The following is a 15951-nucleotide window of genomic DNA, read 5'->3' on the forward strand; positions in this document are numbered from 1 at the left end:
GTCATGTTCCCGATTGAGCTGAATATCCTAGTATTGCACTGGGATTTTGAAGCCAAAAAAGTCAAATCAGCAATCAAAAATAAGCATGATCAAGCATCAAATATTGATTCATGTAACCTGTTAATCAAAACTTAAAAGTCATATTTAAATACTGACAAAAAATTGAACTACAATTCACATGAACTAGATTTGCATGATGCAAACAGATCTTAAGTAAAATGGAAACCGTTTGTGTGGAAATTACTAGATAAGTTGCATGAAGCCTACTCAGTTCAGAATAAAACTACTCAAAAATGATCTCCGAAAGAGCTAGACAAAACATTTCTAATGAGGTCAATAGAGCAAATGAGCAGGATCAATCTAAATAGGGGCGTTTATCTATTCAAGAGAATAAACACCCTGTGAAGCGACCAGTAAACTAAATGGATTCTGGCAGAATTTTAAAGTTGGCGTATTTTCGGATTGTTTCAGTATTGAGTTGGTGGATTTCATCCAGAAAGGCGACATTAAAACTGCCTAACTGTTGTGCGCGTTCAAATGCCAATTGACCGGCAATTGCAAAATGTACATGTGCCGTTAATGCAGCAAGGGCTGGAGACGTTACTGCACTATAGGCAGCGATCAGTGCACCGAGTGCACATCCCATCGCCGTGATTCGGGGCTGTAAAGCAGAACCGCCTGACACCTGTATCACAGGATAGTCTTTCGAAATAATGTAATCAGATTCACCGGAGATTGCGATACATTCACAATGATCCAGCAAACTTCGCGCCTGTAAATAAACATCCGCACTGTCTACTGTGCTGTCTACACCCTTGGACTCGATCTGCTTGCCAGCCAAAGCACCAATTTCAGAAGCATTGCCTCGTAAAATCGTAGGCTGGGAATGCATCAACTGATCTACGACGCCAGAACGCCAGTGCAGCACTGTTCCATAACCGACCGGATCAAGCACCCAGGGTTTTTGCAGCTGATGTGCAGTTTTCGCAGCAATCTGCATCGCCTGAACCTGCTCTGTCGTCGGTGTACCCAGATTCAGACTGATTGCTGCTGCAATCTTGGCAAAACTTTCAGCTTCAAAAGGATTGTCGATCATGGCTGGAGATGCATGTGCAGCCAGTACAATATTGGCGACATAATTGCTGGCCACCGTATTGGTCATGATATGCACCAAGGGCTGCTGTTGCTGAAGTTTCAACCAGGCTTCACAGATCTGGTCCAGAAGGGTTTGCTGTAATGCTTGCATCTAAGTCGTCATCGTGGTCATTTATAAAAGTGGAAGATAAGTTGTCTATTCGGTCAGCGGGTAAAATAATGGTCTTGATGCTTGCAGCTACGACAGAACAGGCTGACATAGTCACTGGCATCATAATCCACCGACAGTTCCTGTGAGCCGCAGTGCATACAACGTTTCTGGGAATAAAATTTCAGGCGAGGTTCGATCTTGTGCCACGAACGCCATACTGGCTGAAAGAAGATATTTTCATCATAGCCCAGAAAACGATAAAACAGGATTTCGCTCATCTTGCTGAAAGCCAGTTGCGGAGGGCGTGGCAGGGTAGAGGTTTCCCATTTTTCCGTGACGGAACGTTCCCGGTACTGCTGCAAGGTTTTCTTTAGCAGATTAGTATTAATAAAATTTTCATTGCGTGGCTTAAGAGCTTTTTGTTTGTACAGATATTCAAGTCCCGTTTGTACCAGATAATAAATCTGTCCCACAGCCAGTACATCCAAAAGACGATAGCAAAAAGTCTGAAAGCTCTGATTTCCGGCAATTTGCACATTCCAGCTACGACAATAGAATTGGGCAAACTGAATGATTTCTTCATACAGCAGGCAATAGAGTGCATCTTTGACTTCATCTGCACTTTTAAAGGGCACACCTTGGCTCAGGTTTTGGTAAAACCAATTGCGCAGCTGCTGGGTAATGCTGAACAGGGTCGGTTCAGAATATCCATCCAGTCGGACATTAATATAATAATGCTGATTTTCCTGCTGGAGATCTTTGGGAATCAGAACCTGATCCCTGATTAGGATTTTTACCAGACCATGTTGGAACAGATAATTGGGACTGATGGAATAATATCGAATTTGATGCCAGTCAATATATTCACGGTGCTGACTATATTCCTGCACCTGTTCATCCAGAACCGAAAGTAAAAACAGCTTATTGATAAAACTGAGCTGATTCAGCTCAAGAACCGGCCGATCCTGCTTTTTATGATATTGACGGTTTTCCTGTAAACGGACTTCCTTGAGCATGCGTTTACGCTGCGCCAGACATTGTTCGCAATAACAATTGTGCTTTTGATCGGAGTAAAGCTGATGCTGGCAATGGCTGCATTCATGATAGCTCAGCTCCTGATCATATTGTTCTGCCTCAATCCAATACATCGATGCCTTACACAATGGGCAGTGAGTACTTTCATCAAGCTGTTTTTGCAGAACACTGAATACCATGGTCGCGAGCAACTCTAGAATGGAAGGGCATTTGATTATACACGGCTGATGAGATGCAAACGTAGTGGACTGGTGCAATTTTTCTAAATCAAAATTAGTCACCCAAACAGGAGAAGAGCTACCGAAGTAGCTCTGATTTTAAAAACATGAAATGACGTTTTTTAAACCGGGCAGGGTAATGTGTCGTCCTCCTCGCCGCGGTGTTTGGCATGAATTAAGGCCTGAACCTTTTTAGAGGGCACTTTTTTGGCACCGAGTGCATCGTAGGTGTTGAGAATGGCAGTCACTTCATGGGCCTGAAGCGGAATGCCTTCACAGCTCATCATCAGTGCAATCACTTTATGGTCAATATTGGCCTGATCCAGGGTCTGCAAAGTTTTGATATTTTCGATCCGTACAACATGCTGTTTTAAATACATGGCTCACCTCATCATCGTTATCATTATTCTTTCATTGGAAGTGTGGGAAAACACAGTTTAACTGTAGCAAAAAGTGTGCTCATTTTTTAATCTTCATTTATGCGGTACTCTGCAAATAAAATTATATATTTTTAAATCAGTTATTTATGAAAATGTAAGAAATTATGATTCTGGTTATTTTTATGGCACAGATATTTCTTATGTAGAGCCAAGTGCTGCTCAATTAGGCAGAATGCATTGAAAGTGGTGCACGAAATGCCCATATTAGATCTAACAATACAAATGCACAGACAGCGTTTAAAACTTGGCGTATGATTTTGACATGAACAATGTCGAACACGATAAAAGATTAGGACAGGACATGAATATTGCGGCAAACCCGGTGATCGAAGCGGATCAAACCATTTATTTAAAAGACTATCAAAAACCTTCCTTTATTGTTGATTCCATCGACCTGAATATTCAAGTCTATAGTGACCACAGTCTGGTCAGCAGCAAGCTGGAGATGCAGCGCCAAACTGCTGGCGATCTGGTTCTGCTTGGCCGCGATCTGGAGCTGCAATCGATTCGGTTAAATGGTCAAATCCTGAATGCCAGTGACTACCACCTGGATGCTGAACAGCTAGTCATTACTAATGCGCCTGATCAAGTGTCGCTTGAAATCGTGGTCAAAATTCATCCTGAAAGTAATACCATGCTGGAAGGTTTATATCAGGCCAGTTCAGATCTGTTTGTGACCCAAAATGAACCAGAAGGGTTCCGTAAAATTACTTTTTATCCAGATCGTCCTGATGTGTTGTCTGTTTTTACGACGCGTGTCGAAGCAGATAAGAAATATCCGGTTTTGCTTGCAAATGGTAACCTGCTGGAAACTGGTGAAGTAGATGAAAATCGTCACTATGCAGTGTGGCAGGATCCGACCAAGAAACCGAGCTATTTGTTCGCCTGTGTGATTGGTGATCTGGCCGTGATGAAAGATCATTATGTTACTTCGGAAGGCCGCAATGTAGCTCTGGAAATCTACGCAGAAGAAAAAGATATTCCAAAATGCAAGATCGCCATGGAAGCGCTCAAACATTCCATGCGCTGGGATGAGGAGCATTATGGTCTGCCTTATGATCTGGATAATTACATGATTGTGGCGACCAGTGCATTCAACATGGGTGCCATGGAAAATAAAGGTCTGAATATCTTCAATACTTCATGCGTGCTAGCCGATGAAGAGTACACCACTGATGCCGCCATCATGCGAGTACAGTCAGTCATTGCACATGAATATTTCCATAACTGGACAGGTAACCGGATTACCTGTCGTGACTGGTTCCAGTTATGTTTGAAAGAAGGCTTGACTGTATTCCGTGACCAGTCTTTCTCGGAAGATTTGCAGTCGGCTGCGGTACAGCGTATTGATGATGTAGCGGTTCTGAAAGCACATCAGTTCCCGGAAGATTCAGGACCATTGTCACATCCACCGCGTCCAGATCATTTTGTAGAAATTAATAACTTCTATACTGCCACTGTTTATGAAAAAGGTGCGGAAATTAACCGCATGATGGCGACCTTGCTTGGCAAGGAAAAATTCCGTCAGGGAACCGATGAATATTTCCGCCGTCATGATGGTCAGGCGGTAACGGTTGAGGATTGGGTGGCTGCACTAACAGCAGGTTCAGGTGTAGATCTTTCAAATTTCCTGACCTGGTATAACCAGCCGGGTACGCCTAAACTTCAAGCAAAAGCTGAATATGATGTAGAGACCCAAATCTATCGCCTCAGCTTTAAGCAAAGCCTGAAAACCCATGCTAAATATCCAAATCTGAAAGCAGTACCCATTCCCGTGGCTTTGGCATTGTTTGATGCTGAAAGCGGTGAACAGCTAACGCTAACTTCTGAAGCACTCTTTGAAAATGGCGTCAAAGATGGCGTGTATCTGTTTGATCAGGATGAAGCCACGATCGAATTTAGCGGTGTGACAGCAAAACCGGTGGTGTCCTTGCTGCGCAATTTCTCTGCTCCGGTAAATCTGGACTTTGACTATTCAGAAAAAGAACTGGCTTTCCTGTTGCAATATGAAACGAATGGTTTTAACCAGTGGCAAGCAACTCAGACCTTACTCGAGCGTATCTTGCTGGATGACCAGCCTGCAGAAATTTATATCGAGGCTATGCTTAATACCTTGCCGGATGTGATTGAAAAAGATCCGCTGTTGGCATCACGTTTGTTTGATGTACCATCTGAAGGTTATTTAGGTAGCCGTATTGATCAGAATTATAATCCGGTCCTGATTCAGGAAAAGCGTGAGGCTTTGCTGCATACCTTGGCACGTGCCTTTGGGGAAACTGCGAAAGAAACTTATCTCAATCTGGATCCTGATCTGCAATCTGAATTTTCGCAAGCGATGGGCGTGCGCGCCTTAAGAAACATCATGCTCACGATGATGGCTCGTCAGGGAGATGCATTCGCCTTTGATTTAGCCTATGAGCAATATCACACAGGCAATATGTCTGAACGTTTGGGTGCACTGAAAGTTCTGGTCTGGAATGATGCGCCACAAGCAGAAGAAGCTCTGGCAGATTTTTATAGCCGCTTTGAAGATGAAGCCTTGTCTTTAGACCAATGGTTTATGGTTCAGGCAGCACATCCAAAAGCAACAGATGAAACCATTGCGTATCTGACCCAGCATCCGGATTATGATTTGGCGGTGCCTAACCGTATCCGTGCCGTGAGTGGTGGTCTGAATGCCAATCCGGTCAATACCTGGAGCTTTGGCGTACAGCATTTTATTAGTCTGGCGAAATATCTGGACGAGAAAAATCCGATTGTAGGCTCACGTTTGCTACAGGTATTGTCACGCTGGTATACCTTGGCAGAACCGCAACGCAGTGAAGTGAAAGCACAGCTTGAAACCTTAAAGCCACTGGTTAAATCTAAAAACGTGTCTGAGACACTCAATAGTATGCTCAGCGTATAACATCAATATTCATAAAAAACCGGATCGACCTGATCCGGTTTTTTATTTCCTGTTTATTTCAAACGCTGGCTTTAAATACAGTTGAATTTCTCTAAAGGCCTAGGTAAGTACCAAAGGGTGTTACAGTATGATTATACGGAAAAGAGTATTTGTTTATTAAGCTGTAAGCTAGGTAAAGGGATCTACAGATTCGCTTACTAGAGGTTGTCCAAGATATGTTAGTGAAAATTGAAGATGGTTTTTATTTAAATAGCCAGCATATTATTGCCGTACATGTCAGCAAGAATCCTGAAAATGGCTTACTTGAAATCTCCATTCAATATACGCCGCATTCCATTCAGCAGGTCGGAGAATACAAAAAAGTATTTCAAAGCCAGCTTGATGCTGAAATTTTCTTAAGTGAGTTAAATCAAAAACTTCGCTAAAAGCCTGCATCATACAGGCTTTGATCAAGCATCTTATTGTCTGACGATGAGTACTGGAATAGAGGAAAGTGCCAGAACATTTTGAGCGACACTGCCCAGCATGAGTTTCTGCAGACCTTTACGACCATGTGAACCCATAATGATCATATCGGTCGGGGATTCATTTGCAGCCTGTATAATGCCTTCTGACGGTGCCATGCCATGCAGGATTTTTGTCGTCACCTGGATGCCATCACGAACAAAGTTCAGTTTCAGTTCATTTAAACGATCCAGCGCATTTTGTTCTGCATGCATAAAGTAATCTGTGACTGCTGGAGCAACTTTGTAAAAATCTACGCCCTTAAAGGGATCTACCGCAATCACACTGAGTAAAGTGACATGGCTATGAAATACTTTGGCCAGTTCCAGGGCGTGATCTGCGGCAGCATAGGAAATCGAGGACTCATCGAGTGCTACGAGAAGATGATCATAGTTATTCATGGTGCTTCCTCATATTTATTATTGCAGTAAGCGGGGGTGGTTTGAGCGAGTAAATCTCCACAGCATGTTTTGCTAGAGGTTCAAATGTAAAGTAGCAAGTACTGCGCATCTTGAAGATGCGCAGCGTCAGGATTATTTTTTCACGATCAGTACGGGAATTTCACTCGCACCCAATACATCTTGTGCAAAGCTGCCCAGAATCATTTTCTGGAAGCCTTTACGGCCATGAGAACCCATAACAATCAGGTCTGCTTTCACTTCACCCGCGGTTTCAGCAATATGCTCTGCATTGACTAAACCTGTGACAATGCGGGATTGCGCTTCAATACCTTCACCGGCTGCGATGGCAGTGGCTTCTTTCAAGGCCTTTTTGGCATTGGCATGTGCCTCGATAAAATATTCCTTCATGATGGAGGAGCTGTAATAGAAATCAGCCTCGGTAAAAGGATCTTCTGCGATCAGGCTGATCAGGGAAAGCTGACTACCGAATGCCTTGGCAATTTTGGCAGCATGTCGTACTGCAGAAAAGGAAATTTCTGAACCGTCCACTGGGACTAAAATATGTTGATAAGCCATGGTTTTTCTCCGCAGGTTGTCTGATTTTTAGGCTTGGTTTATTGATAGCACAGTGCTGTGGCGGGTGCAATTGCAAAAAAGCGGTAAAATTGAAAAAACTCATTAAATTACAAATATTTTTCATGTAAAAGTGATGGAAAAAACAGAGTAAAAAACTCGGAATTGCAGTTTTAGTGATCAAAAATAAGAGGATGAATAGTCCTTGTTTGCAGCAGGATAGTTTAAACTGCCGTAGCCTGTTTTTAGATCATGTATAGGGGACAGTTTTGAGGTTTTTTGCCATTCATCTTTTGCTCATAAGTTCAGTTATTCTTTCCGGCTGTCAGACCGCACAGAACAGTAAAGTCATTGCCGGTGCTTTTAACCTGACCACAGGCTTGCAGCAAAAAGTGATGGATCGTTATGCACCTAGTGCGGTTATCGTGCAGCAGAATATTGCCTATGCGCCGCAACAGAAATTATCTCTGGATCTGTATCAGCCGCAGAATATTGCCAGTATTGGCCCACGACCGACCATTGTCTGGATTCATGGCGGCGGCTGGATTTCAGGTTCTAAAGAACATGCACGCGGTTATTTCAAGCTGCTGGCGGCACAGGGCTATAACGTGGTATCCGTGCAATATCAGTTTGCGCCACAAGTGACCTATCCAAGCCAGTTACACCAGATCAATCAGGCACTTGAATTTCTCGATACCTATACAGACACCTACCAAATCGATGCCCAGAACTTATATCTGGCCGGAGATTCTGCCGGGGCGAATATGGCCAGCCATTACGCCGCGCTTTTGACCAATCCTGTATTTGCCGACCAATCCGGTATTCAGCCTCATCTGCAACCCGCGCAGCTTAAAGGTTTAATCTTGCATTGTGGAATTTATGACTTGGAAGCATTTGCCAGCACAGCACCTGAGGAAATGAAAATTATCGAATGGGGTGTCTTTAACCTGATTCAGGCTTATACCGGCGATCGTAAACATGATGCCGAGTTTTTAAAGCAGATTTCTCCGATTCAGTATATTACGCCGTCTTATCCGCCAGTGTTCATCAGTGGCGGGAACAAGGATTTTCTGACCGATACTCAGTCGCTACCATTTGTAAAAGCTTTGAAGGAACAGCAGGTTCCTGTGACTGAAATATTTTATCCAGAGTCTAAGGCCTGGCTCATTCATGAATATCAGTTTTTTATGGGAAAAAAGGAAAGTCAGCAAACCTTTGTCAAAACCCTGGATTTTTTACATCAGCTTTCCCCTTGAAGAGAAAACGGTGCAAAATGAATCTCTCAAGAGTGATCATGTCAGATCGTCCCGACAGCAATCATTGAAAAATTGTTTGGAGTTTAAAAAATGAATCCTGTCTCATGGGCATATTTGTTGTTGGCGTTGGCTATTATTGCCGAAGTGACTGGATCAACATTTCTGGTGAAGTCAGAAGGCTTTACCCGATTATGGCCATCTCTGGCAGTAGTCATTTTATTCTGTATAGCATTTTATTTATTGTCTCAGGTGATTAAAGTCATTCCTTTAGGCATTGCCTATGCGATCTGGGCGGGAGTAGGCATTGTTCTTACGGCAATCGTAGGCTATGTAATCTTTAAGCAGGCGCTGGATTTGCCCGCTTTTATCGGGATTGCACTGATCATTTCCGGTGTGGTGGTGATTAACCTATTTTCCCAAACTGCAGGACATTAAAAAGGCAGACAAAGTAGCTGCTTCATTTCTACAATAAGCTTATGCCACTTGCGGTTTCAGCTTAAACAGCAAATAAACCATCAAACCCAGTAGCAGTCCCCAAAAAGCGGAGCCAATACCAAAAAACTGGATATTAGAGGCGCTAAACAAGAACGTCATCAGTGCAGCTTCACGGTCATGACTGTCCTGAAAAGCCAGCGCAATATTGTGGCCAATGGTGCCAAACAGGGCAATGCCTGCCAAGACTGTAATCAGAATCCCTGGAAAAGCCATCAGTACACTGGTCAAGGTCGCAGCAAAAAAACCCATCAGAATATAAAACAGGCCGCAGCTCATCCCTGCAATATAACGTTTGGCCGGATCAGGATGCGCTTGGGCATCCAGACTGACTGCCGCACTGATTGCGGCAAGATTGACACTGAAACAGCCAAAGGGTGCCAGCATCGCCTGGGTAATACCCGTCCAGCCTAAAATCGGATTGACCTTGGGTGGATAGCCATAACTTTTAATCACAGCCAAGCCGGGCAGGTATTGCGATGCCAGGTTAATCACCATTAAGGGTAAAGCCAGTCCTAAAATAGCCTGTAGGCTAAATTCAGGCGTAGTCCAGACCGGCTGGGCAATACTCCAGTTCAGCTGTGGAATAGTAAAATTAATAAAGAACGGACAAAGGGCAATAGCCATCAACACGGTAATCACGATGCTATAGCGCGTACTCAGTTTTTTGGAAACCAGATAAATCGCCAGTACACAAAGCACAAATTCCCATGACTGTTGCAAACTACCAAACACTGAGATGCCAAATTTTAATAACACACCTGCTAGCATGGCACTGGTCAAACTTTGTGGAATAAACTGAAAAATTCGCTCGAAAATTCCAAAGAATCCCAGACAGGCAATCAGGACACCAGAAATCAGAAAAGCGCCAATTGCTTCCCCCAGACTATAGTGACCGGCAGAAGCAATGACCAGCGCCAGACCGGCAGTCGACCAGGCGGTTGAAATCGGATAGCGATATTTCCAGGAAAGCAGAAACCCGGAAACTCCAATGCCGATACCCAGTGCCCACAACCAGGAACTGATCTGTGCCTGATTGGCACCCAGGCTTTGCGCAGCTTCAATAACCAGTACGGCAGAAACACTGATACCAATCATGCAGGTAATAAAACCGGCCATGATGGCGGGAAAGGAGAGATCTTGTAAAAGTTTTGGCATCATCCATGACACTATTTTTAAATGCGTTTAAATCATACGCTTTTCACGTATCAACACAATGTTTTTAACAATTTTATCCAGAGGTCTGCTGGCTTGAAGCCGGTCATTGCTAGAAAGTTGAAGTCGCCAGTTTAAGGCCAAAACCGCAAAACAGGATCCCAACCGCCGCGACACAGCTGGCAGTCACTTTATAGTTCTGATTGAAATAGGAGGCCAGTTTTACACCAGAAAAAATCAGGATCGACAGATAGGTCATACTGATCAATTGCAAGATTACAGCCAGAAGCGTGAATGTCAGGGCTGGATAAGGATAGGCAGGATCGACAAACTGCACAAAAAAAGACAGATAAAACAGAATCGCTTTGGGATTTAAAATACTGATTGTGAGCGCAGTACGAAAGGGCTGAACAGATTCTACCGTATCTGGAGTCGTCTTTTTAATCTGGACGCGTTGTGATGACTTTTCCGGAAAGAAAGTCTGGTAGGCCGCAATGATTAGCTTGATACCCAAGTAACTGAGATAGATTGCTCCGATAATTTTCAGGGCAATAAACAGTACCGGAAAGGCATGCAGTAAAGAAGCTGCTCCCAATGCCGTACATATAATCAGGATCAGATCACCGGTATAAACCCCCAAGGCACCCATATATCCAGTCTTAATCCCAAAACGGGAGGCAATCGACATGACATACAGGGAGTTCGGCCCAGGCAGTAACACAATCAACGTGGTTCCAATGATAAAGGTCGTTAGATCTATGATACCAAACACGAAAAACTCGCATGAACAAAAAAGCCGATGTGGCATTATAGCAACATCGGCTTGGAGAAATTTGCCGAATTTTCTTTAAATTTCAGTGGTACTCAGGAAAGTTTCACGTAATAAAGCAGCCAGTTGTTCACGTGCTTTAATGAAGCCGTCGATCCCACCTTGCAGTAATTCACTGGCCATCGGATCCTGTTTCAATTGTGCATCAAAATCGGCATGGCTGATTGGACTGAGTTCACCTTGAACTTGAATATCTTTGGCTGAGAGTTGAGCTCGCACTTCACGTTGATCATTTTCTAGTTCGGCCAATAAATTTGGCGCTACCGTGAGCAGATCACAGCCGCTCAAGCCTAGTACCTGATCAATACTTCGGAAGCTGGCGCCCATGATTTCAGTCTGAATACCATGTGCTTTATAGAACTCATAAATACGCTTAACTGATAAGACCCCCGGATCTTGTTCAATGGGGTAAGACTCAACGCCTTCAGCTTTTTTGTACCAGTCCAGAATACGGCCGACAAAAGGCGAGATTAGAGTCACTTTGGCATCGGCACAGGCATGGGCCTGATGCTGACCAAACAATAAAGTCAGATTGGTATGAATGCCTTGTTCTTCCAGTGCTTTCGCTGCCTGAATGCCTTCCCAGGTAGACGCGATCTTGATCAGAATGCGGTCTGAGTCAATTCCATATTGCGCATAAAGTGCCAGTAACTCTTTGGCTTTGGCAATGGTAGCTTCAGTATTAAAGGACAGCGAAGCATCGACTTCCGTTGAAACACGACCTTCAATCAGTTTTAAGATTTCTACACCGAATTTGACCGTCAAAATATCAATGGTACGTTCAATCAGGGCGTCATCTGTATAGCCTTCTTGCTGGGCTTGCTGAAAAGCAGCTTCAATCAAGGCCTGATTTTCAGGTTGTTTCGCTGCTGCAGTAATCAGCGATGGATTGGTGGTTGCATCAAGCGGACGAAATTTTTCAATGGCACTCAAATCACTGCTGTCTGCCACAATGGTCGTCAAGTTTTTTAATTGGTTTAATGCAGTTAATGTCATTACGATCTAGTTCTATGGTTATTGCTTATGCTTTCTTATATATCATAAATGGCCGGTTTACCAAGTAGACTGTCGTTGAATTTCTGTGATTAATGCCCGGTTTTACGTTGTTTGCGCAAGTGATTAATCAAAAAATGAGCAGCTGTGCCTAATCGGGTTTCTCTGCTCCAGACCAGATCAACAAAATATTCAAACTTTGGGGTGAAATCGAGCAGGTTGAGAACCTGTAACTGATCTTGCAAATGTGGCTGCTCATTCAGCATTTCGAATGGCAGAACCCCCCAGCCCAGTCCTTGCTGAATCATGCTGCAAGCCGAGTGATGGTTGTCGGTGCGCCAGTAATTTCGTGAAAAGAGTAGTTCCGGCTTGATGGTGCGATCCCGACTGGCCACCACAATCTGCCTGTTTTGCAAAATCTGTTCATAACTGACTTGATCGAATTGACTTAGGGGATGCTGTTTGGCGATTACAGCGACCAGTACCTCACGTTTCAATTCCACAAACTGTTCCCGTGTTTCCAGTTGTTCGCGTTCAAACATCAGGGCCAGCTGCGCTGAACCTTCGAACAGCATACGATGTGCATCTTCCTGAGGTGCACTAAATACATTGACTTGCAGTGCAGGAAATTCCTGTTCCAGTAACACGATATAATCGGTCCAACGCGTATGCAGTAATTCTGAAACCACCACAATATTCAGTTCAGATTCCAGGCCTGAACTTAGAGCTTGAGCATGCTGTTTCCACTGGTTCATTTCTACCAGTAGCTGCTGGGTTTTTTCATACAATACTTGCGCCTGTGCGGTCGGTTTCGGTTCACGACCTATACGCTGAAACAGTTCCAGATTTAAATCAATTTCCAGATTGGCAATGGCCATGCTGACTGCGGAAGGTACTTTACCCAGTTGACGGGCAGCTGCAGAGAAAGAACCGGTTTCCATCACAGTTTTAAACATCAGCAGCTGTTCCTGATTAACATTCATAATTTTATCTTTCATTTTTACTGATAGATTCTAACTCGAATAGTCAGATTTAAAGAAATAAAATTCTTGCATCATGTAATGAATTGAGCTGATTTGATATGTTAATTTCCAAAAGAAGGTTGATTCATGCGGCTTTATATGAAGGCATTTTACTGGTCGTGATCGCTGTCCTGCTAAGTACATTGATGCATATGCCGCTTGAGGTCACCGGTGCACTCGGGATTGCTATGGCCGTGACTTCAGTACTCTGGAACATGCTGTTTAATCATTATTTTGAAAAATTTGAAGCAAAACATCGTTTGAAAAGAAGCGTTAAAGTGCGAATTGCTCATGCAATTGGCTTTGAAGGCGGTTTGATGCTGGCGACCATTCCGATGGTGGCTTATGCCTTACACATGAGTCTGGCTCAGGCCTTTTTGCTGGACTTAGCTCTAACCCTTTGTATTCTTGTATATACCTTTATCTTTCAGTGGATTTATGATCATCTAGAAGCCAGACTAGGGCTCCAGCCGGATTATCGGAAAATCTCATCATAAAATATGCCATAAAAAATACCACACAGTTTAGACTCCCTTTTCAGAATGCGAAAGGTGAAATATTCAGCGATGAGGACTTGATCAAGTCCTCATTTTTTATGCTCGAACCCAACTGAAAATTAAGATATAAGACATTGATTTTTTATTTTAATTTTAAAATTTATTGGGGAATTCAATGCTATTTAGACGAGTGACTTTGTCAGTGTCCATCGTGTTGCTGATGTCTGGTTGTGGGGGTGGAGGAGGTGATAGCAGTACGCCACAGCAGACGCTTCCGGATTTCGTAATTTCACCAGGTTCGGGTGAGCAACTGAGCAAAATTGCGGAATTTAAGGTTCTGGATGTAGGTTCGGAATTAACAGCAGGGAATTTCGGTCTGAAAATCTGGAATCCCACCGCCATGGTGGTAAATGGCGATGTGCTTTATATTGCCAATAGTCAGGCCGAATCGAATATTCTACGTTATGACTTAAAACAAAAACGTGCACTCAGTGCGATTGATCCTATGAAAATTTCGGGTCTGGCCAAAAAATGGGACAGCCTGAATGATCTGGAAATTCATGCAGGGCGTTTGTATGTGGCCAATTATGGCTCGAACCGAATTGATATTCTAGATATTAGTGGTGAGCAGCCGAGCTTCATTATGGCACTCGGCATAGGTGTATGGTGGGGCGATGCGCTTAATTATGCGCTGGTACATAGCAATGCAGTGACTGCTGACGACCGTTATGTGTATGTACCTGATATTGAAGGCCGGATCAATGTCTGGCGTCAAAGTGATGTGACAGCGCAAAACCATTTAAAGGCCCGCAAATTTGCACGGCTCAGCTTGCCGGGCTGTGCACGCAACTGTAATGCACGTATGGAGGTCATGGGCGACTATCTGTATACCAGCGTGCCGGATGGTATGACTTATGTCCACGATATCAATCAGATTCAGGAAAATGGAAATAATATTACGCCCATTTTAATAGAAACCAATTTGTCGGCAGTCATGCATCGCCATAACGATGGCCTGGTCTATGTGTCACGGAATGATGGCACTGTAGAAAGTTACAAGGAAAAATCCTTTAACTTGGAGTCTATCTTACCTAATAAAAGTGTGGATACCTTTCGAGACTATATTTTAAAAGGGCAAAACCAGAGCAGCCGAATAGCTAAAGCCAGCGATCTTTATATTTATGGTCAGAATCTATTACACATGGCCAATCAGAAAATTTATATTCTGCCAATGCTGACCCTGCAACAGAATAAATCCACCCAGCTAAACCAAGCTATGATTTTAACCGAATCTAAAGCACGCGAGAGAAGCCGTGTCTTGCAGGATGGTGAATCATGGGAAACCTTGACCAATAGCAGCCAGCGTCATGTCTATATGGACCATATTTTATCGGCAACCCTAAATGGCAATCGCCTGCATTTGCAAAGCTACAGTGCTGTGCCTGTACGTGATTTGCAGATTCGTGCCAAGATTAAAAACTCAGAAGACTGGGTGATTCTGGCAAAGCTGGATCAGTTGACGCCATTTTCGAATGCCAGCTTTGATCTCAAACTGACCGATCAATCCCGTTTCCCGTTGCTCGATGGCACAGGCTCGATCCAGCTAGCAGGTCTGAGTCAGACCACGCAAAATCCAAGCAATATTTTTGATCTGAAAATTAACTCTGAGACCGATGAGCACGTCAAAAAGCTGAACCAGATTAAAGCCAAATGGAAAATTTATTTTGGTACCTATGATGAACCGAATAAATGGTGTCGTATTACGCCGGTCTATGCCCGGGAATGGGTCATGATGATGACCAATCTGGCCTATATGCTCAGTACTCCAGAATTTGAAACCTTATGGTTTAACCATAAAGCGGTCATGGGACACGATTTTTTTGGCAATGATGGTCAGGTAGAAGGGCCGAATGGTTTCTTTCAGCCAGAAGATTATGTCCGGATCTATCGGGAAATTCTTAACCGCAATGAAATTAATCTTGGCATTACCAATATGGGTGGTGGTTTAGGTGGTGGAGCAGTATTAGGAGTAGATACTTGGTTATTCTATGGCCATTACAGATTATCTGGTTATCGAATTATTGCACATGAATTTGGTCATCATTGGGGCGGGCATAATAGTGCCTGGGCCATGTCGAATTATGGCTTTGAAGCTATCGTCGATTGGTTAAACTTCTATTTCCAGCGCCGTCCAGGTTCAATTCCTTATATGGACCCAAATGTGAATGCTTTTCACTTGACGCCAGACAGCGCACTTTGTCAGGGTGTGAACCAGAATATGGTGAAAGGTGTAGCATCGACTGCGCCGTGGAATAAAGTGGATGAATACTTCAAAAATAACCCACTGCCAAATTAATAAGTCATAAAAAAAGCCCCTGAATT

The 15951-nt window shown here is 43.6% G+C and carries 15 protein-coding genes; 6 read left to right on the plus strand and 9 right to left on the minus strand.

Annotation, left to right across the window (positions count from 1 at the left end):
* Window positions 1-418: 418 nt before the first annotated feature.
* From thiM to Q9R24_RS10320, 3 genes are all read right to left on the minus strand, one after another.
* The gene (thiM, locus tag Q9R24_RS10310; RefSeq protein WP_311204374.1) at window positions 419-1246 is read right to left on the minus strand and encodes a hydroxyethylthiazole kinase; all 828 of its coding nucleotides are present in this window, start codon (window positions 1244-1246) and stop codon (window positions 419-421) included.
* A gap of 53 nt (window positions 1247-1299) precedes the next feature.
* On the minus strand, window positions 1300-2460 hold the full coding sequence (locus tag Q9R24_RS10315) for a hypothetical protein (RefSeq protein ID WP_004278840.1): 1161 nt from the start codon (window positions 2458-2460) through the stop codon (window positions 1300-1302).
* 161 nt (window positions 2461-2621) lie between these two features.
* On the minus strand, window positions 2622-2879 hold the full coding sequence (locus Q9R24_RS10320; protein WP_311204375.1) for a hypothetical protein: 258 nt from the start codon (window positions 2877-2879) through the stop codon (window positions 2622-2624).
* 361 nt (window positions 2880-3240) lie between these two features.
* On the opposite strand from Q9R24_RS10320, the gene pepN reads away from it, so the two are divergent.
* Together pepN and Q9R24_RS10330 are read left to right on the plus strand one after the other, a co-directional pair.
* Window positions 3241-5847, plus strand: coding sequence for an aminopeptidase N (pepN, locus tag Q9R24_RS10325; RefSeq protein ID WP_311204376.1), 2607 nt, complete (start codon window positions 3241-3243; stop codon window positions 5845-5847).
* A 215-nt stretch (window positions 5848-6062) separates the two neighbouring features.
* The gene (locus Q9R24_RS10330) at window positions 6063-6272 is read left to right on the plus strand and encodes a hypothetical protein (RefSeq protein WP_004278836.1); all 210 of its coding nucleotides are present in this window, start codon (window positions 6063-6065) and stop codon (window positions 6270-6272) included.
* A 33-nt stretch (window positions 6273-6305) separates the two neighbouring features.
* Here the strand turns inward: Q9R24_RS10330 and Q9R24_RS10335 are convergent, their stop codons facing one another.
* Complete coding sequence (locus Q9R24_RS10335) at window positions 6306-6752, minus strand: universal stress protein (RefSeq protein ID WP_311204377.1); 447 nt, start codon at window positions 6750-6752, stop codon at window positions 6306-6308.
* Window positions 6753-6884: 132 nt separating this feature from the next.
* The gene (locus tag Q9R24_RS10340; protein WP_004278834.1) at window positions 6885-7328 is read right to left on the minus strand and encodes a universal stress protein; all 444 of its coding nucleotides are present in this window, start codon (window positions 7326-7328) and stop codon (window positions 6885-6887) included.
* A 266-nt stretch (window positions 7329-7594) separates the two neighbouring features.
* On the opposite strand from Q9R24_RS10340, the gene Q9R24_RS10345 reads away from it, so the two are divergent.
* Both Q9R24_RS10345 and Q9R24_RS10350 read left to right on the plus strand, forming a co-directional pair.
* Window positions 7595-8581: an alpha/beta hydrolase gene (locus Q9R24_RS10345; RefSeq protein ID WP_311204378.1), complete on the plus strand. Its 987-nt coding sequence runs from the start codon at window positions 7595-7597 to the stop codon at window positions 8579-8581.
* A gap of 90 nt (window positions 8582-8671) precedes the next feature.
* A complete protein-coding gene (locus Q9R24_RS10350; RefSeq protein WP_004645439.1) occupies window positions 8672-9016 on the plus strand; it encodes an SMR family transporter in 345 nt (114 codons plus the stop codon).
* Window positions 9017-9055: 39 nt separating this feature from the next.
* Here the strand turns inward: Q9R24_RS10350 and Q9R24_RS10355 are convergent, their stop codons facing one another.
* From Q9R24_RS10355 to Q9R24_RS10370, 4 genes are all read right to left on the minus strand, one after another.
* Window positions 9056-10231, minus strand: a complete 1176-nt coding sequence (locus tag Q9R24_RS10355; protein ID WP_311204414.1) for a benzoate/H(+) symporter BenE family transporter — start codon at window positions 10229-10231, stop codon at window positions 9056-9058.
* A gap of 109 nt (window positions 10232-10340) precedes the next feature.
* Complete coding sequence (leuE, locus tag Q9R24_RS10360; protein WP_311204379.1) at window positions 10341-11000, minus strand: leucine efflux protein LeuE; 660 nt, start codon at window positions 10998-11000, stop codon at window positions 10341-10343.
* A gap of 75 nt (window positions 11001-11075) precedes the next feature.
* A complete protein-coding gene (tal, locus tag Q9R24_RS10365) occupies window positions 11076-12053 on the minus strand; it encodes a transaldolase (protein WP_311204380.1) in 978 nt (325 codons plus the stop codon).
* Window positions 12054-12142: 89 nt separating this feature from the next.
* Window positions 12143-13033 (minus strand): LysR family transcriptional regulator, encoded by an 891-nt coding sequence (locus tag Q9R24_RS10370; RefSeq protein WP_311204381.1) that lies wholly within the window; start codon window positions 13031-13033, stop codon window positions 12143-12145.
* Between the two features lie 98 nt (window positions 13034-13131).
* Between Q9R24_RS10370 and aceI the strand changes: the two genes are divergently transcribed.
* A complete protein-coding gene (gene aceI, locus Q9R24_RS10375) occupies window positions 13132-13569 on the plus strand; it encodes a chlorhexidine efflux PACE transporter AceI (protein WP_311204382.1) in 438 nt (145 codons plus the stop codon).
* A gap of 175 nt (window positions 13570-13744) precedes the next feature.
* A complete protein-coding gene (locus tag Q9R24_RS10380; RefSeq protein ID WP_311204383.1) occupies window positions 13745-15925 on the plus strand; it encodes a hypothetical protein in 2181 nt (726 codons plus the stop codon).
* The last annotated feature ends 26 nt before the right edge of the window (window positions 15926-15951 follow it).

It is taken from the genome of Acinetobacter sp. RRD8, from assembly GCF_031844225.1.
Lineage (GTDB): Bacteria > Pseudomonadota > Gammaproteobacteria > Pseudomonadales > Moraxellaceae > Acinetobacter.

Excerpts from the sequence above, each read along its gene's own strand:
- tal (WP_311204380.1), bottom strand. The coding sequence starts at position 12,053 with ATGACATTAACTGCATTAAACCAATTAAAAAACTTGACGACCATTGTG.
- Q9R24_RS10335 (WP_311204377.1), bottom strand. The coding sequence starts at position 6,752 with ATGAATAACTATGATCATCTTCTCGTAGCACTCGATGAGTCCTCGATT.
- Q9R24_RS10370 (WP_311204381.1), bottom strand. The coding sequence starts at position 13,033 with ATGAATGTTAATCAGGAACAGCTGCTGATGTTTAAAACTGTGATGGAA.
- pepN (WP_311204376.1), top strand. The coding sequence starts at position 3,241 with ATGAATATTGCGGCAAACCCGGTGATCGAAGCGGATCAAACCATTTAT.
- Q9R24_RS10380 (WP_311204383.1), top strand. The coding sequence starts at position 13,745 with ATGCTATTTAGACGAGTGACTTTGTCAGTGTCCATCGTGTTGCTGATG.
- thiM (WP_311204374.1), bottom strand. The coding sequence starts at position 1,246 with ATGCAAGCATTACAGCAAACCCTTCTGGACCAGATCTGTGAAGCCTGG.
- Q9R24_RS10340 (WP_004278834.1), bottom strand. The coding sequence starts at position 7,328 with ATGGCTTATCAACATATTTTAGTCCCAGTGGACGGTTCAGAAATTTCC.
- Q9R24_RS10350 (WP_004645439.1), top strand. The coding sequence starts at position 8,672 with ATGAATCCTGTCTCATGGGCATATTTGTTGTTGGCGTTGGCTATTATT.
- Q9R24_RS10355 (WP_311204414.1), bottom strand. The coding sequence starts at position 10,231 with ATGCCAAAACTTTTACAAGATCTCTCCTTTCCCGCCATCATGGCCGGT.
- aceI (WP_311204382.1), top strand. The coding sequence starts at position 13,132 with ATGTTAATTTCCAAAAGAAGGTTGATTCATGCGGCTTTATATGAAGGC.
- Q9R24_RS10320 (WP_311204375.1), bottom strand. The coding sequence starts at position 2,879 with ATGTATTTAAAACAGCATGTTGTACGGATCGAAAATATCAAAACTTTG.
- Q9R24_RS10330 (WP_004278836.1), top strand. The coding sequence starts at position 6,063 with ATGTTAGTGAAAATTGAAGATGGTTTTTATTTAAATAGCCAGCATATT.
- Q9R24_RS10315 (WP_004278840.1), bottom strand. The coding sequence starts at position 2,460 with ATGGTATTCAGTGTTCTGCAAAAACAGCTTGATGAAAGTACTCACTGC.